Raw genomic sequence first — 23,746 nt, 5'->3', positions numbered from 1 at the left:
CAGGAGAGACTTGCGTGTCGACACTAACCTTCGCGCGGAGCGCAGGGCCTCTCGCCCTGCTAGCGAGCCTGCTTTCGAGTTGCGGGCAGGCGGATGCCGATCCCCGGACCATGCCGCCGCTGGTGCGGACCGCGCAGACCGGCGCCGCCGAAGCGGGAAATCGCGAATTCACCGGCGTCGTCGGCGCGCGGGTGCAGAGCGATCTCGGTTTTCGCGTGGCCGGCAAGGTCGTCGCCCGGCTCGTCGACGCCGGCCAGACGGTGCGCCGTGGGCAACCGCTGATGCGCATCGATCCCACGGACTACTCGCTCGCTACGCAGGCAGCGACGGCGACGGTTGCCGCCGCGCGTGCCCGGGCAACCCAGACGGGCAATGACGAGCGGCGTTACCGCGATCTCGTCGCGGCGGGCGCGGTCTCGGCTTCCGCCTACGACCAGGCCAAGGCGGCCGCCCTTGCCGCCCGGGCCGACCTTACCGCGGCGGAAGCCCAAGCGCGGGTCAGCCGCAACGACGCCGGCTATACCGTCCTTGTCGCCGATGCCGACGGAACCGTCGTCGAAACGCTCGCCGAACCGGGGCAAGTCGTCGCCGCCGGGCAGACGGTCGTCCGGCTGGCCCACTCCGGTCCGCGCGAGGCGATCGTTTCGTTGCCCGAGCCGGTGCGCCCACCCCTGGGCGCGCTGTCCCGGGCGCGGACCTATAGCGGCCTCGCAGGCGAGGCTCGCTTGCGCCAGCTGAGCGACGCCGCCGATCCGGCAACGCGCACCTTCGAGGCCCGCTTCGTTCTTGGAGGAACGGCCGCAGCCGCGCCGCTGGGTTCGACTGTGGTCGTCGCACTCGACATCCCGGGCCGACCCGCGGCCCTTTCGGTGCCGCTCGGCGCAGTCTACGACCGCGGACACGGCCCGGGCGTCTGGGTCGTCGACGGCCGGGGCAATCCCAAGGTGAGCTGGCGGGCCGTACGGCTTGCCTCCGTCGGGGAGGAAAGCGCGCAGATTGCCGCGGGACTGCGGCCCGGCGAGCGTATCGTCGCCCTCGGGGCGCACCTGCTCCATCAGGGCGAAACGGTCCGGATCGATGCAGGAGCGGTCCGGTGACCGCCGCGCCCGAGCGCGAGGGAAAGTTCAACCTCTCCGCCCTCGCTGTTCGCGAACGGTCGGTGACGCTGTTCTTCATCATCGCCATCAGCCTGGCCGGCATTGTGGCCTACCTCAACCTTGGCCGGGCCGAAGACCCGTCCTTCACCGTCAAGCAGATGACCGTACTCACCGCCTGGCACGGCGCCACCGCACAGGAAATGCAGGATCAGGTGGCCGAGCCGCTCGAAAAGCGTCTTCAGGAACTGCGGTGGTACGACCGCACCGAGACATTCACGCGGCCCGGCCTGGCCTTCACGACTCTGGTGCTACGCGACCAGGCGCCCCCGTCCGAGGTGCCGGACCAATTCTACCAGGCGCGCAAGAAGATGCAGGACGAGGCTGCGAAGCTGCCGCGCGGCGTTGTCGGTCCGCTCGTCAACGACGAGTATGGCGACGTGACCTTCGCGCTTTATGCCCTGAAGGCAACGGGCGAACCCCTGCGGCAGCTGACGCGCGAGGCGGAGACGCTGCGCCAGCGGTTGCTTCATGTGCCGGGTGTCAAGAAGGTCAACATTATCGGCGAACGGCCCGAGCGCGTGTTCGTCGAGTTCGCGCAGGACCGCCTGGCGACGCTGGGCATCTCGCCGCGGGTGATATTCTCCGCTCTGGCGCAGCAGAATCTGGTCACGCCGGCCGGTTCGATCGAAGCGAACGGGCCGCAGGTCCAGGTCAGGCTCGACGGCGCGTTCGACGATCTGCAGACGATCCGGGATCTGCCGATCGTCGCGAACGGTAGGACCTTGCGCCTCGCCGACATCGCCACCGTCCGCCGCGGGTATGAAGATCCAGCCACCTTCCTGGTCCGCAATCACGGTCAGCCGACGATCGTCCTCGGCGTCATCATGCGCGAGGGGTGGAACGGGCTCGTCCTCGGCAAGTCGCTGCAGGCGGAAGTAACGGCGATTTCCTCGGAGCTCCCGCTCGGCATGACATTCACGGCGGTGACCGATCAGTCGGTGAACATCAGCCAGGCCGTTGACCAATTCATGAGGACTTTTCTCGAGGCGCTGGCGATCGTGATGGCGGTAAGCCTGCTCGCGCTCGGCTGGCGGGTCGGCCTCGTCGTGGCGGCCGCGGTGCCGCTTACCTTGGCGATCGTGCTGGTGATCATGTGGGCGACGGGGCGAGTGCTGGATCGCATCACCCTCGGCGCGCTGGTTCTCGCCCTCGGTCTCCTGGTCGACGATGCGATCATCGCGATCGAGATGATGGTCGTGAAACTCGAAGAAGGCTTCGACCGCGTCAAGGCGTCCGCCTACGCCTGGAGCCATACGGCCGCGCCGATGCTCGCCGGGACGCTGGTGACGGTCATCGGCCTGATGCCGGTTGGCTTCGCCCGCTCGACCGCAGGAGAGTACGCCGGCAACATTTTCTGGGTCGTCGGCTACGCTTTGCTTGCGTCGTGGATGGTCGCGGTAGTTTTCACCCCCTACCTCGGCGTCAAGCTCCTCCCCGCGATCAAGCCCGTCGAAGGCGGCCGCGACGCGATCTACCAGACCCCGCGCTACCAGCGAGTGCGCAGCCTCATCGCCTGGGCTGTCGAGCGCAAGCGACTGGTGGCGCTGACGACGCTCGCTGCGTTCCTGGTTGCCGGTGCGGGCATGGCGCTGGTCAAGAAGCAGTTCTTCCCGACGTCGGACCGCCCCGAAGTCCTGGTCGAGGTCCAGATGCCGAGAGGCACGGCGATCGAGCAAACCAGCGCGGCGGCGCAACAGGTCGAGGCGTGGCTGCTTAAGCAGCCCGAGGCCAAGATCGTGACCGCCTATATCGGCCAGGGCGCGCCGCGATTCTACATGCCGCTTTCGCCCGAGCTCCCGGATCCCTCCTTCGCCAAGATAGTCGTGCGTACCCCCTCGGAAGCCGATCGCGCGGCGTTGAAAAAGCGCATCCGGCGAGCCGTGACTGACGGTCTCGCTCCGGCGGCGCGCGTGCGGGTGACGCAGCTCGTCTTCGGCCCGCCTTCGCCTTACCCCGTAGCCTTCCGTGTCGGCGGGCCAGACATTGACCAGGTTCGCGCCATCGCCCAGCGCGTGAAGACGATCATGCAGGCCGATCCGATGATGCGGACGGTGAACGCCGACTGGGGCGAACGCGTCCCGACGCTTCATCTCGTGCTCGATCAGGCGCGCCTCCGCGCGATGGGGCTGACCTCGGCCGACGTCGGCGAACAGCTTCAGTTCTTCCTTTCCGGCGTCACGGTCTCGCAGGTCCGCGAAGACATCCGGACCGTCGACGTCGTGGCCCGCTCGGCCGGATCGATGCGGCTCGACCCGGCGCGCCTCGGCGACTTCACCCTGACCGGCGCGAGCGGCGAACGCCTGCCGCTTACCCAGGTCGGCAAGGTCGAAGTGCGAATGGAAGATCCGGTGCTGCTTCGCCGGGACCGCGTGCCGACGATCACCGTCCGCGGCGATATCGCCGACGGTTTGCGGCCGCCGGATGTCTCGAACGCAATGTTCGTGAAGCTGCGGCCGGTGATCGCCAGCCTTCCCGCGGGCTATCACATCGATATGGCTGGCTCGATCGAAGAAGCCGGCAAGGCCAATGCCGCCCTGTTGCCTATCTTCCCGATCATGTTTCTGCTGATGATGATCGTCATCATCCTGCAGGTCCGCAGCTTCTCGGCGATGGCGATCGTGCTGCTGACGGCGCCGCTGGGATTGATCGGGGTGGTGCCGATCCTGCTGCTGTTCGGCCAGCCTTTCGGCTTCAACGCGATCCTGGGCCTGATCGCGCTTTCGGGCATCCTGATGCGTAACACGCTGATCCTGATCGGCCAGATTCAGGAAAACCGGCAGCGCGGCCTCGGCCCGCTCGATGCGCTGGTGGAAGCCACCGTGCAGCGGTCCAGACCGGTGATCCTGACCGCGCTGGCCGCGGTGCTGGCCTTCGTCCCGTTGACGGAGTCGGTTTTCTGGGGAGCGATGGCATTCACGTTGATCGGCGGCACGCTGGTCGGCACGGTACTCACTCTCGTGTTCCTGCCGGCGCTCTACGCGCTGTGGCACCGGATCGGCCCCGAAGGGCCGGGTCCGGCGCCAGCGCAAGCCCAGGCGGCGTAAGCCGGAAGGCGAAGGCTCGGTGCCCCGGCCCCTCATCACTGGCGATCCGCTCGAGACCATCGAAGGTCGCTGGATCTTGCGTATACTGCTTCGCCTCAAGAACGGAGAACACCGCTTTTCGGACCTGAAGTCGGCGCTCCCGCGCATCAGCTCCAATGTGCTTACAGAGCGGATTCGCGCGTTGGAGAGCGCCGGGCTGGTCGAGCGGCACTTCCTGCCGCCGCCCGCCGCGAGCCAGGTCTACGCCCTGACGTCGCTTGGCGCGGAGTTAGGGCCGGCCTTAGAGGCGATCGAGAAGTGGCAATCGATCGCGCGCGAGCATGGCTGCCAGGGGCTTCGCGAGGACTGAATCCGGTTTCCCCCGCGGTCTGCGCTCCCGGTCAACAAGGCGGCCATCGGCGCCAATCTGAACAAACGGCGGCTTTCAGGGCAACACGGCAAACACCGCAATGGCCGAGATTGGCGCAAAGCGGTCGCGGTAGATCAACTCAGTTTGCCGTAAGGTTTTGGTGCTCCCCATTGATCATCAGGTCCTGTCGGCGGATGGGACCGTGTTTTCTCAGTCACGTGCAGCTTACCGGGGAAATGCGAAGCTTGTACGGCCCAGTCCGTACAATGCGAACCTCGTCTCCCGGCGCGGCGCCTGTCCGCTGGAAAAAATCGGCCACTGCGGAACGTTCGCGGAAGAAGTTACGCCCGTTCGGTACATCGGTTTGGACGGTCTGCCCTGGCTCGAAGGTGATCGTGAGAAGACGCGATGAGGGGTCGGATTTCCGATCTCCGCCGTAAACGTCCGGCGGAAGGAGGTGCCTAGCTTGGGTGATGTAGAGGTGATCGTGGTCAAGGTTCGCCTCGGTGAGGGTAACGGTGGCTTCGTTGGCGGACAGCGCCTTGTTCATCATTTTCAGCTTCTCCTGGAGAATGGGTGTCGTCTCTCCGACTGTCACGCTTGCCCCGCGTTCGGGGGTCCGTCAGGCGGCAAAGGTGAGAGACCGCCCCGGACCTGTCGGTGTTATTCGCGACCGCCAAGGTTTGGACCAGTCGGAGCAGATTCCATGCTGGCTTCGAGTTGCGGCCGGTTGGCTATTGGATTGTCCTTCCAGCCGGATTGCAGGGGGACTTTCTGGTTGCGGCGGAGAAGTACCAGCGGCCACCCTCGTTCCAGATATGAAATGGCAGTTTGGGCGGTGCTCATGCGCTCGCCACCTCCTGACGAGAGTCTTCAGCGAAAGCCTCTAGATCGTCAGTCTTGTAGCGGACCGCTCCGCCGAACTTGTAATAGTCGGGCCCCTTGCCTGCCCACCGCCAGCGGCTCAGGGTCTTGGGGGAAACACCGAGCAAGTCGGCAGCTGCTACTTCATTGAGGTACATTTCAATTTCCTCGTATTGCTTTCACATGCACGAGGAGATGCGCGCACCAATACTGCTTCGCTATTCAGATCGCTTCAACCAGCCTCAACCAGCTAATCGCCCCAACGGGCGCTTACAGGTGGCCGAAAGCGACACGGGGCCTGCGCGCACCTTAGGAGATGGCCTCCATCAGCTGGTCGAAGCTCTCGATCTTCTTGAAGATCACCTCGGGAGAGACGTCGCGGAAGTAGCACTCGGCGCTGTCGATGCTCTGGAGCTCGGCAAGTCGAAGTTGCTCCTCTGAGGTGTCGGCCTTGGTCTCAGCCACGAAGCAGATTTGACGATGCCCATTGGCCTCGAGGGCGATTGCCCAATCCGGGTTGTAGCTGCCGCCTGGCGTCGGAATGGTGAAGCCGCGAGGGAGCTTGGCGTAGACGATGACCTCCTCGGCTGCCTCCAGTTCCTTTGCGAAGCTGCGCTCATTCTTCGAATCGACGTCGACGTAATTGTAGACGTTTTTGGTCGTCTCCAGGGCGTCGTTGAGCGGGATCTCGTACCGGTCGGTTTCGAAGATCGAAACTTCGTAAGTTTGGCCCGTCTTCTCATAGCTGGCCTGACTTCGTCCTGTAGTAGTAGAAGAAGGTCTTGCGCCCGGCGGGTGTAATCTTGCAGCCGAAGCCCTTCAGGTCGGCATCCCAGAGCACTGAGTCTCGGTCACCGGGCTGGGCGTCCTTCAGCGAACGTACGGTCAGTCTCTGCTTCATTCCCGCTCCTTTCAGGTAGCAGCTAGGTAGCAGAAGAGAGCGAAAATGTGAATCGTTGAGGGGTGGATTGCGCAGATAATATCGCAGTTCTACAGAGAGATAACGTGCACTAGCGAAGTGCGCCGAAGTCGAGCAATGTGCGGGATGAGAGACTTTTAATCAGTAGGTCGCTGGTTCGAATCCAGCAGGATTCACCACGCAGTCGTACGAAATTTCGCACTTCGTAGGACAGCCGATATTACCACGTAAAAGCCGCGTATTTCCGCGGCCTTGCTGGGGGTAATGCGCACATTTGTAGGTCGCGAGACGGTCGGTTGCCGCCAATCACGCGGCAAAGAACAGCGATTCTCCGCGTTCGAAATTCCGCCCTACAAAGCGATTTGGGATCAGGCGCCCTCGAACCCTAGCATCACGCGCTGCTCGGACCAGCTCATCGGCAACGAACCGAGCCGCGCCAGCATGCGGGCGCTGAGCGACTTTGGCTGACGCCCGTCGAGGATTGCGCGAATGATGTCAGGAGCGAGGTAGGCGAGACGTGCGGTGCGTTCGAGGTGGCGGTACTGGGTGAGCCGCATTGCTGCGAGCTCCTGGCCGTCCATCGCCAGGAGCTGGTCCCGACTCGCGAATCCACGGGCGACCAATTCGACCAGACGCGCATCTCTTGGCATCGCACCCGAAGTTGGGGCGTCCAGTCGCAGGCGCTGCTCATGACCGAAGGTTGCGGCGATCGTAGGGACAGCGAGAGAGACACGAGCATCAGCGTGATGCTCGAGGTCGGCCAGAGCGAGGAGCGCCTGCGAACTGATGGTTGCAGCGACCTCGTGCCGACTGACCACAGCTTCCAGCCTGAGCTGCGAAAACAGGTTACGCACTTCGGAGATGGTCATCGCGCGAAGGCGCTCGGCGAGATCGTTGCAATGGTCAGCAAGTGCGAAATAGTCCGATGCCTCGATCTCGGGGAGATGCGACCGCAAGGTTCCGGAGTTGGCGAGCAGTGAGGTGAGCGCGTTGCGGACTGCAGCATCTAGCTCGCCGGCTGGTAGGCGCAGAGCGGACTCTTTCGATCCGTCGGCCTTGTTGGAAGCATAGTAGCTGTAGCGCCGGCCGTGGTTGCGCGTGTGGCACGGCGACATCGGCCTGCCCTTCTCATCATAGATCAGACCGGCCAGCAGACTGACGCAGCGCTTGGCGCGGGGCGACGTGCGGGGATTGGTCCGTTCGGCAAGGCGGGCCTGCACCGCATCGAAAAGTTCGGCCTCGACGATGGCATCGTGCTGACCGGGGTAGGTCTTCTGGCGGTGTCTAGTCAGCCCGATGTAAACTGGGTTCGCCAGCAGGTGGTACACCGCGCCGCGCGTGAATGAGACGCCGCCGCGAATAGTTCCATTTCTGCCCTTCGCCACCTTGCTGACCACGCCCTCCAGCCGAAGCTTGTCGAGCAGGTCGAACACGTTTGCCGACTCAAGATAGCGCCGCATGACGTGACGGACCCGCTCAGCTTCTTCCGGTACAACTACGAGCTTGCGCTCTTCGACCCGGTAACCGAGCGGAACCGGCCCGCCCATCCACATGCCCCGAGCTTTGGACGCCGCGATCTTGTCGCGGATGCGCTCGGAGATGACCTCGCGCTCGAACTGCGCGAACGAGAGCAAGACATTAAGCGTCAACCGGCCCATCGAGTTGGTGGTATTGAACGCCTGAGTGACGCTGACGAACGACGCGCCGGCATTGTCGAGTATCTCAACAATCTTGGCGAAGTCGGCGAGGCTGCGGGTCAGCCGATCAACCTTGTAGACAACAACGACATCGACCCGGCCCGTTCGCACATCGCTGAGCAGGCGCCGCAACCCAGGACGTTCCATGTTGCCGCCAGTGAACCCGCCATCATCGTAGAGGTCGGGATGCAGCGTCCAGCCCTCGTGACGCTGCGAGAGGATGTAGGCAGCGCATGCCTCGCGCTGGGCATCAAGGCTGTTGAACGCTTGCTCGAGCCCTTCCTCGGTGCTCTTTCGCGTGTAGATGGCACAGCGCGGGTGCTTCGCAGTTCCGCTAGCCATCGCTGCTGACCTTCAACGTTCCGAGCCGTGGGCTGTGCAGCCCGAAGAAGCGCGGGCCTGACCACTGCGCACCAGTAATGAGCCGGGCAATTTCCGATAGCGAGCGATACCGCGCGCCACGGTACTCATAACCTCTGTCGAGCACGACGACGTTGTGAGTGTCTCCATGCCAGGTTCGCGACAGCCAGGTACCCGGTTTGACAGCACCGGTCGCCGCCCCATCGCGCACGTTCTCGTCCTTACGATTGCACTGGGCCAACCGTCGCAGCTCGGCCTTGGTCAGCCCGCCGCCGAAAACCTTGAGCTGAGCTTCATTGGCGAGGGCCCGACCGAGCAGACCCGAGCCGAACGCCGCCGGGGCGGAGGCGCCAGTGTGGCGATGCCACTCGGCCTTCTTCTCGGCCGATGACATCGCCGCGATGGCAACGATGCGCTGCTCGATGCTCATGCGTCGGGCGTGCTCTCAGACGCGGTCGAGGCTTCAGTCTCTATCCGCGGCGCCATAAGAATGCGGTAGGTGCGTACGCCGTCGGTCTTCGTACTCGTTACCGTGTGACCCTTCTTCTTGAGCGCCGTCAACGCGGCGCGGGTGGTGTGCGGAAGCCAGCCAGTTGCGGTCACGATCTCCGTCACGGTGGCACCTTCTTCCCGGTTTAGCAGCATCAGCACTTTGCTGATCTTGGTATGCGCCTTCGGAATGGCTGGAGCGTCGCTCTTCGCCGCGACGACATTTGCTTCGGTTGATTTATCGGTGTTCGCGCGAGTTCGTGCAAACCGGCGGGTTGGCTTGCCTGCCATGAGTGGTCTCCTTCAACGGAGCAGCTCATTGCTGCTCCACCACCCGAAGCCCTGCCGGTCGAGACCAGTCAGGGCAGGCGCCGGCTCGAACCGGCGTCATTCACAAACGCACCAATGCTCGGTTCGACAAGGAAGTCGAATGGAATGAAGAGGCAGACCGCAAAGCTGGTTATGGACTTGTGCGGCGCAGCGCGGTGTGCTGTCCGACGTGGACGACGACGTCGATGAACTGATAGCCCTTCTCGGCACGCGCATTGGCGCGATCATGGAAGACGCGAGCGTGGTCGCGCTCACGATAGGCAGCTTGAAAGGCCACGAACGGTCTCAGGCGGTCGTGAAGCTGACGAGCTCAGTTGAGATCATCCATAGGCTAGCCGAAGCCGTTCAAGTCTTGGTTCGATAAGGCGGCATTGCGCCATTTTTGGTCGTTAGCTGAACTCGGCCAGCTGACCGAAAGCTGACATTGGCAGCGCCACCATTCCTCCAGCGGGTCATGCCGACCCAATGGAGAAATGAAATGGGCTACTCAGAATTCGATGGTCATCCGAGGCAGGCATGGAATGTCGGCCGCAAGGTTGGGCCGAAGCGGGCGCTCAAGCAAAAGGAGGTCTGGGCAATCCGCTTCTGGCTCGATCAGGAGGGGCGCCTCAGGGATCGGGCGCTGTTCGACCTGGCGATCGACAGCAAGTTGCGCGGCTGCGACCTGGTCCGAATCCGCACAGACGATCTGGTGAGCGGGAATGCCATCCGTGACCGCGCGACGATCGTTCAGCGAAAGACGGGCCGACCCGTCCAGTCTTAAATTCTCGAGCCAGCGCGATCGACACTGCTCACGTGGTTGGAACGGAGAGGCGGCGCGCTCGAAGACTTCGTCTTTCCGAGCCGGATCGATCATGCGAACCATCTCAGCACACGCCAGTATGGCCGGCTCGTCGATGAGTGGGTGTCCGCGATCGGGCTCAAGCCCCAGGACTACGGCACGCACTCACTGCGTCGAACCAAGGCCTCCATGATCTACAAGCAGACCGGCAACCTACGTGCTGTGCAAATACTACTCGGGCACAGCAAGATCGAGAGCACCGTGCGCTACCTGGGTGTGGACATCGAAGATGCGCTCGAACTTGCCGAGGCAACGGAAGTTTGAACGTCAGCGCCGCCGCTCCCGCGGCGGCGCTAATGTCCCCAATGGGTCGAAGCGGGCATTCCCTGAATGTCCGGAATGGGTGGAACGCGGACATGTGCGGATTGGTCCAACCCAAATGTCTATAAGCAGAAACAAGGACTTCAGCCAAATCGCTGTTCTTGTCGACTTCGAGAGGAGTGAAGTAGGGCTCTCTGCCGGTTCTTACTGACGCTAGTGTCAAAGCCGGATACGGCGTAACTCTTAGTCATTAAACTCGGAATCTTCGCAACTCCGACTGAGCCGTGATAATATCTGGCGACTCGGGGATAGCCAGGGCCCGGTTTTTCGGGGGTTGCGGCCATGGAGTGGATTACACGCCTAAACATTGAGCGTTTTGAAAAGCTGATCGAGAGCGAGACCGATCCGGACCAGCTCGCACGCCTGGAAGCGTTGCTGGAACAGGAACGGACCAGCCTTGCCGCCTTTCTGTCGGGCGAAGCGGGAGGGTCTAAATCTGCGTTTTCGTTCGCGCCGGAATCGGCTCAGCACAGGTTGATGAGTGCTGACCTTCTCGAGCTAATCGCTGATTCAATAATTTGCACGGACGAAGAGGGGCACATTCTCCTTTTCAACAAGGCCGCGGAACAATCCTTCGGCTACAGCGCGGACGAAGTGCTGGGTCAGCAGGTGGAAATGCTGCTTCCACAGCGCCACCGCGCGCAGCATGCCGGTCACCTGCGGGACTTCGCCTCGCAAGAAGGGTTGGCCAACCGGCTGATGGGCGATCAGCGTAAGGTTTGGGGCCGTCGGAAGAATGGTGAAGACTTCCCGGCCGAGGCAGCAGTGTCGCGGCGATCGGTCGACGGAAAGACCATTCTGACGGTGGTGCATCGGGACATAACCGAACGCGAGAAATTGGAAGAGCAACGCGAGGTCATCGCGCACGAACTGGATCATCGCGTGCGGAACGTACTTTCGGTGGTCAGCTCCCTCGTGTCGCTCAGCGCCAGAAGCGCGACCAGTGTCGAAGAATTGGCGCACTCGCTGCACGAGCGCCTGAGGGCCCTGGCAGCCACGCAGACGTTGCTTTGGGGAGGCGAGCGGAAAGACGTCGACCTGAGCGCGCTGTTGCAGGCTGAACTCGCCCATTTCAGCGACTCGCAGGGAGCAAATGTCGTCATAAAAGGCGAGCCGGTGGCGCTGAGCCCGGCAGCGGTCCAGCCGCTCGCGCTCGCCGTTCATGAGCTTGCGACTAACTCCGCCAAGTACGGCGCCCTGAGCGACCCCCGTGGACGGGTCATCGTGACCTGTGAGGGCACACGCAAGGAGGACGAACCGATGCTCGCGATCGAATGGCGCGAAACGGGTGGGCCGCCCGTGAAGCCGCCAAGCCGGCGGGGATTTGGCACCACGCTGATCGAGGGGATGGTCAAGCGGACGTTTCAGGCCGACGTCAGCGTCGATTACCGACCAGAGGGACTCGTCTGTCGGCTCGTACTGCCGAGGGCCAAAGTGGAACAGGTGCCGACCGAGGCTGAACGCGCCTTGGGGAGCTAAACGGAGGGTCTGTTTCCTGGAAAACCGTCAACGTCCGCAATCGGTCGATTGCAGACATAGCGCGATCGCGTTCAGCGGCGATAGCGGTCCAACTGCTGTTTTGGGCATTCCGCTCATGACCGGACGGTCGGCTATCGGCCATTCGCGGAAGGAGCGCTGTTGACCAGGCGTGGAAAGCCCTTAGCGCTCCTTAAACACATCGAAACTGAACTTATGCAGTTCAACTTTCTGCAGTTGGCGCAGGAAGTGGGATGTCTCCGCCGTTCGATAAAGCAGAAACGGAGCATGGCATTGATAGCCGTGGAGATTCTCGCGCCAATGCATTGGCGACTGACAATGCACTTCGGCGCAGCGAAGAGCGCCTACGGCTTGTGCAGGAAGCGACCGGCTTCGCAGAATTTGAGGCTAGCGTTGAGGGGATTTCCCACTTTTCGGAACGGTTCCTTGACCAGGTTGGACTTCCGGCGGGCACAACCTTGCTGTCGCACGATGAGTGGTTGAAGTTAGTGCATCCTGATGATCGCGACGGATTTCTGCAACATGTCCAACGTAGCACCGAACGGAGCGGTTGCTGTCAATTCGAGTTTCGCATCGTGCGGGCAGACACCGGCGAGGTGCGCTGGATTTCGAGCAATACCAAGGTCACTTTCAATGAAGCGGGTGACGTGCTCAGCAGCATCGGCGCACACCTCGACATAACCGATCGAAAGAGAGCCGAGGAATCACTACGCGAAAGCGAGGCACGGCTTAGAGCGATTCTTGATGCCGTGCCCGATTGCGTGAAGCTGTTCGACGACGAGTCACGGCTCACCTACATCAACCCGCGCGGTCTCGAACTGCTCGAGGCGCCAGACCTCGAGACCCTTAATGGCTCGGGCCACGTGCCTGTTATGCCGGAATACCTGGCCGATTGCGTTGACGTTCACCGCCGCGTGCTCGCGGGTGAGACCGTGGTGTGGAATTACGAAATCGTCGGCATGAACGGCGACCGGCATCATGTCGAAGCACATTCAGTGCCCTTTGCGCTTCAAGGCGGGGGCAAGGCGCACATGTGCATTTCGCGTGACGTGAGCGAGAGAAAAACCGCCGAGGATGCTTTGCGTCGGAGCGAACAGCGTCTGAGGTTGGTTCAGGAGGCGACCGGACTGGCCGATTTTGAGGCCGAAGCTGATGGTTTGGCGTACGTTTCGGGAAAATTGGTCGAACAGCTTGGGCTGCCGGCCGGAACTGAGACAATCACCTTTGAGGAATTACTCGAGTACGTGCACCCGGAAGATCGGGAGCGCTTTCGGCAAGAAGTCGAATCGTGTCTTGAGACGCGAGAGACGTTCCAGTCCGAGTTCCGTATCGTCCACGGGATCACGGGCGAGGTGCGATGGATCTACAGCCGCACCAAGATGGAGCGGGACGAAAACGGCAATGCCTTGCGAAGCATCGGCGCCCATCTCGACATCACCGATCGCAAGCGAGCCGAGCAGGCGCTCCGCGAAAGCGAGGAGCGCTTCCGTCTCGCCGCCGAAGCCGCCGGACTCGGCGTGTGGGACTATGACGCGGAGCTCGACCAGCGCGACTGGTCGAGTCGGCTGCGCCAAATCTTCGGCATCCCGCTGGATGCACCGGCGTCGCTCGAGCTGGCCGTGCAGTGCATCCACCCTGATGACCGGGCCGACTTCATGCGCCAGCTGAACGAAATCAGGGCGGGCAATATCGAACGGTTCGAAGCCTCGTTTAAGATCAATCGCGCCGACGACGGGCGCGAGCGCTGGGTCGCGTTCAACGGCTGGCGCGGGCACGAAAGCGATCGCGTCTCTCAGCGGATCATCATCACCGGCCGCGACGTGACCGAGGAGAAGACCGCCGAGGAACGTGTCCGCTGGAGCGCGAGCCACGATCCGCTGACCCGACTCGCCAATCGCGCGCTGTTTCAGGAGAAGCTGGACCAGGCAATCAGTCGAGCGCGGCAGAGCGGTGGGGCGGTCGGCGTGCTGATGCTCGATCTCGACCACTTCAAGCAGATCAACGATTCGCTCGGGCACGACGTCGGCGACACACTGCTCAAGATGTTTGGCGAGCGGCTGCGCAGCGTCGTCCGGCAGCACGACACTGTCGCCCGGCTCGGTGGCGACGAGTTCGCGATCGTTGTCCCCCGGCTGCACGGCAAGGACGACCTGCTTCGCCTCTCGCGCTCGATCCAGGAGCGGATGCGCGCGCCATTCGTCCACGGCGGACGAGTGCTCGACTGCCGCGTGTCCTCGGGCGCAAGCATGTTCCCCGATCACGCGCGCAGCGCCAAGGAGATCCTCAAGTGCGCCGACACCGCGCTCTACGCCGCCAAGGCGGCCGGGCGGGCGACCGTGACGCTCTACGAGCCGCACATGCGCGAGGATCTGCGGCGCCGCGTGTCGATGGTCCAGCTGGCCCGCAACGCAATCGATGACAACCGGGTGATCCCATATTACCAGCCCAAGCTCGACCTCCAGAACGGCCGGATCGACGGCTTCGAGGCGCTGCTGCGCTGGCGCAACACCAACGGCCGCATCTGCCATCCCGCCGCGCTGGAGGCGGCGTTCGAGGATCTCGAGGTCGCCGCAGCGATCAGCGACCGGATGATCGACCGGGTCATCGCCGACATGCGCGGCTGGCTCGACCGCGGGATTGTTTTCGGCCACGTCGCGGTCAATGCCTCGGCGGCCGAGTTCCGCCGCGACAATTTCGCCGAAAGAGTGCTCGATTGCCTCCGCCGGGCGCAGATCCCCAACCGCTGCTTCCAGCTCGAAGTGACGGAGACGGTGTTCCTCGGCCGCGGCGCGGAGTCCGTCCACCGAGCGCTGGCGCTGCTCAATTCGCAGGGCGTCAAGATCGCTCTCGACGATTTCGGCACCGGCTATGCCTCGCTGCGCCACCTCAAGCAGTTCCCAGTCGACATCATCAAGATCGACCAGAGCTTCGTGCGCGATATGGAGATCGACCCTGGCGACGAGGCGATCGTCCGCGCGGTAATCAACCTCGGCAAGAGCCTCAACATCGCCGTCGTCGCCGAGGGCATCGAACAGATGGCCCAGGCCGAACGGCTGCAGCGGCTCGGCTGCGACTTCGGTCAGGGCTTCCTGTTCTCGAAAGCGGTCGGCGCGTCGCGCGTCCCGCCGCTGTTGGGTCAACTGCCCCACAGAGCAGCCAAGCAGTTGCAAGTCGACGATCGAGCGCGGCTACGCCTGGTGGCAACTAGTTCTTCATAGAGACAGTCGGGGGCAGTTTATTGTGAGAGGCGTCAGGAATATCGAATGGCGGTACACACGTCGGCTTTCCCGCGGAACCTTAATGAAAGCGGCCAGTCTGCAACCGGCCAGAAGCGGCCTTCCAGGATGATAACGCGCAATATATGAAATTCGCCAGCGCAGATGATAAACGCCCCATATGTTCAATGCCGAAAGACCGGCCATCTTCACCCGTAGATCCAGATGGGCACATTCGTGCGCCGGATGGACATCATTAGCGACTCTCTTGGATCCGACTCCCACGAGGATTCAATCTGAGTCTCGAAAGTATTTGTAGAGACGGCGATTTCAGATATCCTGAACAAGATCGGACGAGTCCCAAGTTAAAATATCGCTTCGCTTCAAGAGCGGGGCCTTAGCTTGCCAAGAAGGGCAGGCTGGTGGGAGGAGCCGATGCCGTTCACAGTCACGGTAGATCATCTCGCTGCACTGTTTAGCAGCCCAAACCTGTCGCTCCCGGACGAAAAGATCATCTTTGCCGGGCTCAGGCGGTGCGAGGCTCGGCCTCTCGGCTGAGTTTCGCGATGAAACAAGCGAAATTCACTGGGGCTGCCTGATGAACAAGACAATCAAAGGCGAAACGCCGAGCGTTGACTTCAAAATAGTCCTGCAAACAGAAGCCAGCGAATTGGAGCGCCGGCGGGAAATGCGGCCGCCGCCGGTCCCACTCGACAGCCCCCGGGACCCGGATCCACGGCCGACAGGTCTGGCCTTGTCTGGCGGCGGGATCAGGTCGGCGGCGACGTGCATCGGCGCGATTCAGGCGCTGCGGGTCGCCGGCCGGTTCGATTCGTTTGATTACCTCTCTACCGTTTCGGGCGGAGGCTATGCCGGGGCTTGCCTCTCGGCGGCGATGAGTACGCGTGGGGGTGGCCAATACCCCTATGGCGATGATGTGCGCGACAGCGATGTCGTGGCGCACATCCGCAACTACTCGAATTATCTGCTGCCGCGAAACCGAAGTGCGGTCCGCAATTTTGGCGAAGCGGCGGTGATCCTCCTGAGGGGCCTTCTCGCCAACGCCCTATGCGTGGTGGCGACTATCCTGCTGGCGGTTGCGATCACCTACATCGGCTTCTCGCTGCCCAGTCCGCTACTCTACCTTCCCGCTCCCTTGGCCTTTGTGACACCTTGGTCTTTGGCTTGGACGACTGTCGTGGGAGCTGTGTTGGGGATGGTGTTGCTCGCGTGGGCGATGCTCCGCTCGGTGCCCGCCCTCGACCGGACGACTAGCGACACTGCCAGCAATCTCCTCTCTGCCAGCTTGGGCCTGCTGTGCCTGCTCGGCGGGGTTCTGTTCCTCGAACTTCAGCCGATCGCTATTGAGTGGTTGAGGTCACAGGGGCCGCATCTGCTCGCGAGCAAGGGGCTTTCGTGGGACAGCCTGACCGGAATTCCCGGCGCCCTTCTGGCGTTTGCGGGCGCGATCTCGGCAGCCGCCAGCGCACTCGGAAAATTCCTGCAGACCAGCAAACGCTCGCAAAAATGGCAAACGATCGGCTTGCGGTGGCTGACCCGTGGCACAGTGTTCCTTGCCGCTCTGGTCGTGCCGCTGCTCATATGGGCGAGCTACCTGATCCTATGCGCCTGGCTCATCCCTTCCCCACCTCCGGCGGATGAGATGCTTGCCACGCCGGACTTCCGAAGACTGCTCATGGCGGTGGCTGTGAGCCTCCTCCTCATGGGACGGATGCGTTCGAACGGTTATTCGCTGCACCAGCTGTACCGCGACCGCCTTAGCAAGGCGTTTCTCGTGAGCCCCGATCGGAAGCGCGACACATCGGGGTTAGCTAACCGCAAGCTCGCCCGCAGCGCCCGCGCGATGGGCGATCTGCCGCCGCTCGACGGCACCAAGCTTTCCGCGCTGGGACAGAGCGACGGGCCCTACCCGCTGATCAACGCCGCGCTCAACGTCCAGGGCTCGCTGGCGGCTAATAAGCGCGGGCGTGATGCCGACTTCTTCCTGTTCAGCCCGTATTTTGTTGGCAGCGAGCTCACCCGCTACGCCGAAACCGAGCAAATGGAACGCCGCGACAGCCGGCTCGATCTGGCCTGTGCGATGGCGATTTCGGGTGCGGCGGCGTCAGCCAACATGGGCGGCAAAACCATCAGGGTCCTCTCGCCGACGCTCGCGCTCCTCAATGTGCGCCTCGGCTATTATCTCACCAACCCGTATTATGTCGGTGAGGAAGATACCTGGGCAAACCGCCTGCGACGATACCTCGGCGAGCAGGCCGACCGGTTCTACCTGATCATCGAGATGTTCAATCGCCTCCACGAACGCCGCCGCAATGTCTATCTGACCGATGGCGGCCATATCGAAAATCTCGGCGTTTATGCCCTGCTCAAGCGGCGCTGTCGGCTCATTTTCGTCATCGACGCCGAAGCCGACCCCGAGCTCGGCTTCGAATCCCTCCTGCGGGTCGAACGCTACGCGCGGATAGACCTCGGCGCCCGCATCACGCTGCCGTGGGAGGCGATCGCGGCCATGTCGCGGACGGTATCCACTGGTCTTCCCGATCACTGCGCGCCCTGCATGAAAGGGCCCCACGTGGCGATCGGAACGATCTCCTATGTCGGTGGAGGCGAGGGCTTGCTGGTGTACGTCAAGTCATCGCTGTCGGGTGATGAAAAGGACTACGTCCTTGACTATGCCGAGCGGAACCTGGACTTTCCGCACGAGACGACCGGCGACCAGTTCTTTTCCGAAGAGCAGTTCGAGATGTACCGAGCGCTCGGCTTTCACATGGTGTCGGGGTTGTTTGGCGAAGACCGCCTGGCGATTGTCACTGGCAGCGAAGGCTTTCGCGACGACGCCGAGGCCCGCGCCAAGGTCGACGCCGCGCTGCCGAGGCGCCCGGTGCGACGAACCGCGCCGCCAGAGCAGGGCTCGCCCACTCAGGCGGTAGAACTCGCCGCACCGTCCGGCGAGGAACGGCCACCTCGTCGTCGCCGGCGCACATGAGCGCAAGCTCAGACTGCGGATTTCTTGCGCCGGCCGCGGTGCTGGCCGGGCTTGCGGTCGAGGCCAATCTTCTTGGCCAGGTCACGCCGTTTGTCCGCATAATCGGGGGCAGCCATCGGGTAGTCCGACGAAAGGCCCTAGCGCGCCCGGTATTCGTCCGGAGTCATGCCGCGGTCGGCCATGAGGTGGCGCGTGAGCACCTTCATTTTCTTACCGTCTTCGAGGCAGACGATGTGATCCCGCTTGATCGACGATCGCACCGACGCTGCCGGTTCGGGCCGGACTTCCGGCGCGGCACTTTCCTGGCCGAGATCGGCCAGCGTGGAATAGACGTTGCGAAGCAGCGTGGAGACCTCTTTGGCGCCCAACGAATTGCTCGCAACGTAGGAAACCCCGATATCCGTGGCGTGTGTTGTGGGTGCATCGTCAAAGGTAGCGGCGTCGACCATGAGAGCTTGCTCCGATCAATTTCTAGGGGACCCGTCACGGCGCCTAAAGCGCGAGCCGCTTTTGGCCAAACGGGCGCAACGGATTTGCCAGAGCGCGCATACCGCCGCGACGGTTCGCATTTTCTACATGGACACAAGTGGACCGAACTATCACCAAGCCATGCTTCAACGGATCCACAAGACCAAATAAGTAAGGAAGCGTCTCGTTGCGGGAATACTTGGTCAGCACGCGGACGCAAGAATGGTGATGATTAAATAGAATCGACAATCTTCAGGGGAGGATACTGCGATGACTGCTGATGAAGCGAGCGCCACTGCAAGTGCTGATGGTTCCGGTGCCTTTGGGAGCGGCAGCCGCACCGCGCTCGATCAGCTCGAGACGTTGCTGTGGCTCGGTGTAATATTGGCGCTGATCGCAGTGATTGCCGCGAGCATGTGGGGCATTCTGGTCTCCGCCGGGGTCGCGGTGCTGATCTTTCTCGCCGCATTTACCGGCGGAGCCTTTTTCGGCTTCCTGTTCGGGGTGCCGCGGGTGTTGTCGGCCGAGGACCGCACCGGGGCGGTGGTTCCGGTCTCCGCCAGCGATCAGCCGCTGGAGGGCGACGACGACGCCGCAGGAACGGCTCATCGCCCAGCCGCGGCGACGCGGCTGCTCAGCTCGAATACCAATCTCGAACGGATTTCGGATTGGCTCACGACGCTGATCATTGGCGCCACGCTCGCCGAACTGCACAACGTCAACGACGCGCTGCTGTCTTTTCGCGCGTTTCTAACGACGGCGGTCAATGTTGCCCCGGCGGGGTCGCCGCCATCGGCAGGAATCCTCCCGGTTATCGGTCCGATCATTCTGGTGTTCGGCGCCGCTTGCGGCTTCCTGTTCATGTATCTCAGCTCGCGGCTCGTGCTGATCAGGATGTTCCATACCGTCGAGTACCTGCTCACCCGCCAGCCGGAGCTGGCGGCATCCGAGCAGCGCACAGTCCGTGCGGTCGCCCGCGAGGGTGAGGTGTCCAGCTTTGTCGACCAGCAGCTCGGCAGCAAGGGCAAGGTCACCGTCGAGGACGCGCTCAACCTGATGTTCGACTTGTTGTACAAGGACGATCCCGACCAGGTCATCCGTCTCGGCGACGAGCTTGGCAGCAGCGCGGCCCGCAAACGCCCCGATTTCTGGTTCTATCTCGCCGCCGCCTTTGGCCAGAAGCTCCACCGCACGCAACCCGAGACGCCGGAGTGGGACGCGGCGCGGCAGAGCGCGCTCGACTGTGCGCGGCGCGCGGTCGCGCTTTCCAGTAGTTACAAGGACCGGCTGTGGCGGATTTCCGATCCGGAGAGCAGCGACAACGATCTCGCTCTGTTGCGCGGGGACCCGGAGTTCATAAAGATCGTGGGGCGGTGAAAGTAGAAGACGGTGCTGTCAGAGCAACTGCACCTTAACCTCTGACTGGCAGAGCGGCCGAGCTGTCAGTCTCGCTCTTGTCGCCGGCTCAGTTCCAGGACCGGAGGCGTTTGGCCAAAATCCCATCTCCCGGGAGACGAAGATGACGTCCCCAGTCGGCTCGGTGCAGTCGCTCTGACAACACCAGGCCGTCAGCTTCCATGAACCCGAAAGCACACAAGACCCGCATGCGCCTGCCGTCGGGGAGGGGCTCAAAGATGAGCTTACCTGTGTAATGGCCATAATGGGCATTCGGCATACCGGCGCACATCCCCGGAAGTCGCGAATATACTTACGCAGAGACACTATCGTGCCGGCGACACCAAGCAAAGCAGAGTCGACTTTCGGCTTCTGTGAAAGAAGGGGCAACGAGTAAAAAATTGGCGCTCTGCGGCTTGATCCGCGGCTGATTCGAGAACGGCATGGCCAGAAGTGTTGACACACGAAGAGTCACAACAGCCAGCGAGATTCGCCCAGTCGTTCCAACCCGACCGTCCTCAAGAGAAGGTTCATGCGAGCTTGTTAAACGAGCGAAATCTTTAGCGCGCGAGCGGTTTGTCTACCAACCTTCCCGTCCGCAACAAGTCCCTTCATGGACTGGAACGCTGCCACCGCGGCGGTCGTATTCGCGCCAAAAACGCCATCAACTGGCCCGGGGTCAACGCCAAAGCCGAGGAGCGCCGTTTGTATTCGCTTGGTGACCTCCGGGTCCAGCCTTGGCCGCCCGATGGCGTAGATGATCCCCGGCGGTGAGAGGACCAGGCGACTTGGTGCGTCGTACTCGAACCCGGGTAGCAGTATTCCCGTGTCCCAGTCCCGACCCGAGGACTTGCCCGTTGTTACGCCCCATCTTTTCCCCATGGCCTCGACCGTGCCTCCGACGCCGTCACTCACCACAATGTGTCCCATGCTGCCGGGCACCGGGGGATACCGAAGCAGGACCGCACCCGCGATACCGGCCGCCAGCTCCCATGGAACAAGCCGACCGAGCCGCTTTGCGTCTCTCTCCCACGCGCCCGTGTAGGCCTCGACGGTCGCAGGATCTCCGTCATCATCGACACAGCCATAAAGTCTTCTCGTGAGCTGGTAGACGAGCCACGACATGAACTCTGCGCAGTCCCAGGGCCCTTGCCAGTTTGGATTATTCTTGGGGACGCATACGTTCACGTAGCGCTGGTCAATCCGGCTTCTCGCCAGCTCAAGCATCTGGACTCCAGTTGCCATTGTACCTCTCCCTTCAGCTGCACCTCGAAGTTAGTTCCATTATGGAATCCCGCCCGCCTGTATCAGGCGCTGGTAACGCAACACCATCCTTGCATACGCCTCGGCGTTCTGACTGCGCAGTTGTAAGCGCGAACAGTTTGATGGACGTTTGTTGGATGGAGGCGTTGCTTCTCGCGTCCAGTGTGCTCGCAGCTGTGCCGGTCGCCTGTGACCTGCCCACAACCGGAGTGCAGTGCTCTGATCCTGTCGGACCCCATTGTTCAGGTGCCGCCGGCAGCAGCTTTCGGTTGCACAAGACCCGGAGTGAGGTTGATCCCGGTCCTGTTGTAGATGACCCAGCCAATTACTGTGAAGACAGCGTCCACTATGCGCTGGGCCAGGACGAGCGTCTCGAACTCCGTGAACTCGACGGTCTGCTCGAATGCAAGTTTCTGGGCGCGGGTGGCGCTGTTGGCTTGCACCGCGGTAATCGTGCCGTTTGCCAGGGCAGTCGTCGTTTGGAAGGCAGCCTCTGCCAGGCTCCGGACATATCCGGTCATGAGTCCACTATTCTTGTCCCACCAAGTCTTGGCCTCCCCCGACACTTGTTGCACAATCCTGCTGGCGAGATCATCGACATTGTTCGGATTGAACGCGGAAAGATCAGCCATGGCGATGTTCCTTATTTCATCGCATCGGCGGCGCGTGCCGCCATGTCGCATGAAATCAAGACGGGTCCGGTTCTGCCGGCCTCAGGCGGAATACCGCTAGTGCGGTGATCTTGAGCGAGGTTCTTTACTTGAGTCCGGCAACTCTCGATCTGGCGCACCAGCAAGTCTCGAGCGGTCTGGCTCGGCCTGCTCGGCGCATTCAACAGCGTAACGCGCTGCTCGGCGGCAGCAAGCTGACCGTCAATGCTCGCATACTTGTCAATCGCGTCCTTGAAGGTGTCCGCTTTCGCATACTTTCCAAGTTCAGCGGCCGACAACAGTTCAGCCACCTCGGTGTACGCCGAGTTTGTCTTTTCGGAGACGTATGGATCGAAACGAGGGGCGAAGATCGTGCACCCCGAGATGCTGAGGCATACCATTGCGAGCAAAAACGACTTGCGCAGATGCATGTGAGTCGCCCCTCAATTTGGCTATTTCATAACCCACCCAAGTCAGCGAGGGAAACGCTTTCGAAAAAGCGCATCGCTGTTCATGCGAAACGGAGTGCGGGGCGTGTTTCCGGCGCTTCGGCGGATACTGCATGGGCTGAGCGGAGCTGCGGCGGGGAGCGATACGCCTCGCCCTCGCGGGCATGCGTGACAATGGCCCGCGATCCCGCGCGCGGGCACTGTCAGAGCAACTGCACCTTAGCCTCTACGCGGCAGAGAAGTGGCGCTGTCAGTCTTGCTCTCGTCGCCGGCAAAGTTCCAGGAACGGCGGCGCTTGGCCAAGATTTCAGCTCAATCACACCGCCAAGGTGCCGACAAACTCGCACTCCAACGACTGGTGCAGTTGCTCTGACAACACCCCCGCAATGGGTGGAAAGCCGACGTTAGGTGCAGCCGATCTGCTGCAGCTTTATCTCGAGCGTTTGCTGATCGAATGGCTTGATTATGTACTCATTGGCACCGGCCGCAAATCCGCTGCGCATGCAGTCCACATCATATTCCGTGGTGCAGAATACGACCTTGGGCTTGTCGCCCTCTTTCGAATTGCGGAGCTCACGCAGAAATTCCATCCCTCCCATCACAGGCATGTTCCAATCGAGAAGTATGAGGTCCGGCATCGACAGCCTGCATGCGTCGAGCGCCTGTCGGCCGTCCTCGGCTTCAGTGACGGCGAAGCTTAAACTCTCGATCATGTGACGAGAGACCATTCTGATCACTCGTGAGTCGTCAACCAGAAGACAGTGCTTCATCGGACCACCACTCGGTTTTGAGGACTCGACGTCGTGCCACTTGCCGATGTCATATCTGCCGGCGGGACAAATGGTCCAGCACAGCGGCGCTAAGGGGGCGTATGAACTCGCATCCTACCCCGCCGTTGTTCTTCCAGCGTATCGTCGCTGGGAGCGGTTCGAGCCCTTCAATGCGAAGCCAAATCCTGCAGTCTGTCGAACAGGACGGAAGCCAGCTTAGGCGGAATCCCGTAGACGAGAGATCGACGACTCTAATCGGCCGCCAAGTTTCGCTTCCACAACGAACCTGTGCCCGTAAGTCCACGATACGCCGCGTTTGAGCCCGGCGCCCGATGTAGTCTTCTGTCTCAAGAAGTTGGCTCACCTCAAACATTACGCCTCGCCCCGTCTTCCCAAAGGTGCCAGCATCGCTGCCACCTGGAAGCCTTGCGTTGATCAAGATCGAAGCCGCGCATTAGTTCCGGCCGGTGAGAAATTTCGTGAGTTAATTTGAGGTATAGAGCGAGCCCAGGTCTACTGAGCGAACTTCCGCTTTGGGTCGTGTGCAGACGGGCCGCTTTGAAGGTCCGCTTTTCCCGGCGGGATGACCGCAGTGGGGTTAGCTGCCATTCGTGGGCACAACATAATGTTCAGCGTCACGAGGGTTGCGAGGTTTGGAGAT

The 23,746-nt window shown here is 62.1% G+C and carries 20 protein-coding genes and 2 pseudogenes; 9 read left to right on the top strand and 13 right to left on the bottom strand.

Features of this window, described 5'->3' with window-relative positions; translation table 11 throughout:
- The first annotated feature begins 14 nt into the window (after positions 1-14).
- From G7B69_RS15805 to G7B69_RS15795, 3 genes are read left to right on the top strand one after another with little or no spacing between them, the layout of a single operon-like run.
- Positions 15-1,097, top strand: coding sequence for an efflux RND transporter periplasmic adaptor subunit (locus G7B69_RS15805; protein WP_207786050.1), 1,083 nt, complete (start codon positions 15-17; stop codon positions 1,095-1,097).
- Positions 1,094-4,201, top strand: a complete 3,108-nt coding sequence (locus G7B69_RS15800) for an efflux RND transporter permease subunit (RefSeq protein ID WP_166181006.1) — start codon at positions 1,094-1,096, stop codon at positions 4,199-4,201. Before G7B69_RS15805 ends, G7B69_RS15800 begins: the two co-directional genes overlap by 4 nt.
- Positions 4,202-4,220: 19 nt before the next feature.
- Positions 4,221-4,550: a winged helix-turn-helix transcriptional regulator gene (locus tag G7B69_RS15795; RefSeq protein ID WP_166181005.1), complete on the top strand. Its 330-nt coding sequence runs from the start codon at positions 4,221-4,223 to the stop codon at positions 4,548-4,550.
- Between the two features lie 214 nt (positions 4,551-4,764).
- On the opposite strand, the gene G7B69_RS15790 is transcribed toward G7B69_RS15795, so the two are convergent.
- The 7 genes from G7B69_RS15790 to G7B69_RS15755 form a co-directional block, all read right to left on the bottom strand.
- Positions 4,765-5,148 carry a hypothetical protein gene (locus G7B69_RS15790; RefSeq protein ID WP_166181003.1) on the bottom strand — a complete coding sequence of 128 codons (384 nt, stop codon included), beginning with the start codon at positions 5,146-5,148 and terminating at the stop codon, positions 4,765-4,767.
- A 244-nt stretch (positions 5,149-5,392) separates the two neighbouring features.
- Complete coding sequence (locus G7B69_RS15780) at positions 5,393-5,572, bottom strand: helix-turn-helix domain-containing protein (RefSeq protein WP_166181000.1); 180 nt, start codon at positions 5,570-5,572, stop codon at positions 5,393-5,395.
- A 151-nt stretch (positions 5,573-5,723) separates the two neighbouring features.
- Positions 5,724-6,083 carry a restriction endonuclease gene (locus G7B69_RS16885; RefSeq protein WP_279323179.1) on the bottom strand — a complete coding sequence of 120 codons (360 nt, stop codon included), beginning with the start codon at positions 6,081-6,083 and terminating at the stop codon, positions 5,724-5,726.
- Between the two features lie 70 nt (positions 6,084-6,153).
- Positions 6,154-6,315 carry an Arm DNA-binding domain-containing protein gene (locus tag G7B69_RS15770; protein WP_166180996.1) on the bottom strand — a complete coding sequence of 54 codons (162 nt, stop codon included), beginning with the start codon at positions 6,313-6,315 and terminating at the stop codon, positions 6,154-6,156.
- Between the two features lie 386 nt (positions 6,316-6,701).
- The gene (locus G7B69_RS15765) at positions 6,702-8,372 is read right to left on the bottom strand and encodes a recombinase family protein (protein ID WP_166180995.1); all 1,671 of its coding nucleotides are present in this window, start codon (positions 8,370-8,372) and stop codon (positions 6,702-6,704) included.
- Entirely contained in the window at positions 8,365-8,820 is a 456-nt protein-coding gene (locus G7B69_RS15760; protein ID WP_166180993.1) for a DUF2924 domain-containing protein, read from the bottom strand. The genes G7B69_RS15765 and G7B69_RS15760 overlap by 8 nt, the downstream gene beginning before the upstream one ends.
- Entirely contained in the window at positions 8,817-9,170 is a 354-nt protein-coding gene (locus tag G7B69_RS15755) for a DUF3489 domain-containing protein (protein ID WP_166180991.1), read from the bottom strand. The genes G7B69_RS15760 and G7B69_RS15755 overlap by 4 nt, the downstream gene beginning before the upstream one ends.
- A 208-nt stretch (positions 9,171-9,378) precedes the next feature.
- Here G7B69_RS15755 and G7B69_RS15750 point away from each other — a divergent pair, with 208 nt between their 5' ends.
- The 5 genes and pseudogenes from G7B69_RS15750 (at position 9,379) to G7B69_RS16740 (ending at position 18,090) form a co-directional block, all read left to right on the top strand.
- Positions 9,379-9,573, top strand: coding sequence for a hypothetical protein (locus G7B69_RS15750; RefSeq protein ID WP_166180989.1), 195 nt, complete (start codon positions 9,379-9,381; stop codon positions 9,571-9,573).
- A 114-nt stretch (positions 9,574-9,687) separates the two neighbouring features.
- A pseudogene (locus tag G7B69_RS15745) lies at positions 9,688-10,314 on the top strand (tyrosine-type recombinase/integrase).
- A gap of 339 nt (positions 10,315-10,653) precedes the next feature.
- On the top strand, positions 10,654-11,850 hold the full coding sequence (locus G7B69_RS15740; protein WP_166180988.1) for a PAS domain S-box protein: 1,197 nt from the start codon (positions 10,654-10,656) through the stop codon (positions 11,848-11,850).
- 251 nt (positions 11,851-12,101) lie between these two features.
- Positions 12,102-15,086 (top strand): sensor domain-containing protein, encoded by a 2,985-nt coding sequence (locus tag G7B69_RS15735; RefSeq protein ID WP_243415220.1) that lies wholly within the window; start codon positions 12,102-12,104, stop codon positions 15,084-15,086.
- A 595-nt stretch (positions 15,087-15,681) separates the two neighbouring features.
- Positions 15,682-18,090 (top strand): patatin-like phospholipase domain-containing protein, encoded by a 2,409-nt coding sequence (locus tag G7B69_RS16740; RefSeq protein ID WP_207786049.1) that lies wholly within the window; start codon positions 15,682-15,684, stop codon positions 18,088-18,090.
- Between the two features lie 8 nt (positions 18,091-18,098).
- Here the strand turns inward: G7B69_RS16740 and G7B69_RS15725 are convergent.
- Positions 18,099-18,539, bottom strand: a pseudogene (locus G7B69_RS15725) (Ros/MucR family transcriptional regulator).
- Positions 18,540-18,828: 289 nt separating this feature from the next.
- Here G7B69_RS15725 and G7B69_RS15720 point away from each other — a divergent pair.
- Positions 18,829-19,935 carry a hypothetical protein gene (locus G7B69_RS15720; RefSeq protein WP_166180984.1) on the top strand — a complete coding sequence of 369 codons (1,107 nt, stop codon included), beginning with the start codon at positions 18,829-18,831 and terminating at the stop codon, positions 19,933-19,935.
- A 561-nt stretch (positions 19,936-20,496) separates the two neighbouring features.
- Here the strand turns inward: G7B69_RS15720 and G7B69_RS15715 are convergent.
- The 5 genes from G7B69_RS15715 to G7B69_RS17090 all read right to left on the bottom strand — a co-directional run bounded on the left by G7B69_RS15715 (position 20,497) and on the right by G7B69_RS17090 (position 23,458).
- Positions 20,497-21,198, bottom strand: coding sequence for a peptidoglycan-binding domain-containing protein (locus G7B69_RS15715; protein WP_166180983.1), 702 nt, complete (start codon positions 21,196-21,198; stop codon positions 20,497-20,499).
- A 260-nt stretch (positions 21,199-21,458) separates the two neighbouring features.
- Entirely contained in the window at positions 21,459-21,848 is a 390-nt protein-coding gene (locus G7B69_RS15710; protein ID WP_166180981.1) for a hypothetical protein, read from the bottom strand.
- Positions 21,849-21,859: 11 nt separating this feature from the next.
- The gene (locus tag G7B69_RS15705) at positions 21,860-22,297 is read right to left on the bottom strand and encodes a hypothetical protein (RefSeq protein ID WP_166180980.1); all 438 of its coding nucleotides are present in this window, start codon (positions 22,295-22,297) and stop codon (positions 21,860-21,862) included.
- Positions 22,298-22,719: 422 nt separating this feature from the next.
- Positions 22,720-23,085 carry a response regulator gene (locus G7B69_RS15700; RefSeq protein ID WP_166180978.1) on the bottom strand — a complete coding sequence of 122 codons (366 nt, stop codon included), beginning with the start codon at positions 23,083-23,085 and terminating at the stop codon, positions 22,720-22,722.
- 49 nt (positions 23,086-23,134) lie between these two features.
- Positions 23,135-23,458, bottom strand: coding sequence for a PilZ domain-containing protein (locus G7B69_RS17090; RefSeq protein ID WP_423717960.1), 324 nt, complete (start codon positions 23,456-23,458; stop codon positions 23,135-23,137).
- Positions 23,459-23,746: the final 288 nt, after the last annotated feature.

Origin of the sequence: Croceibacterium segetis, assembly GCF_011320115.1 — a bacterium.
GTDB classification, from domain to species: Bacteria; Pseudomonadota; Alphaproteobacteria; order Sphingomonadales; family Sphingomonadaceae; genus Croceibacterium_B; species Croceibacterium_B segetis.
Note: the sequence above shows the minus strand (reverse complement) of the source record. Positions and strands in the feature narration are given on the sequence as shown.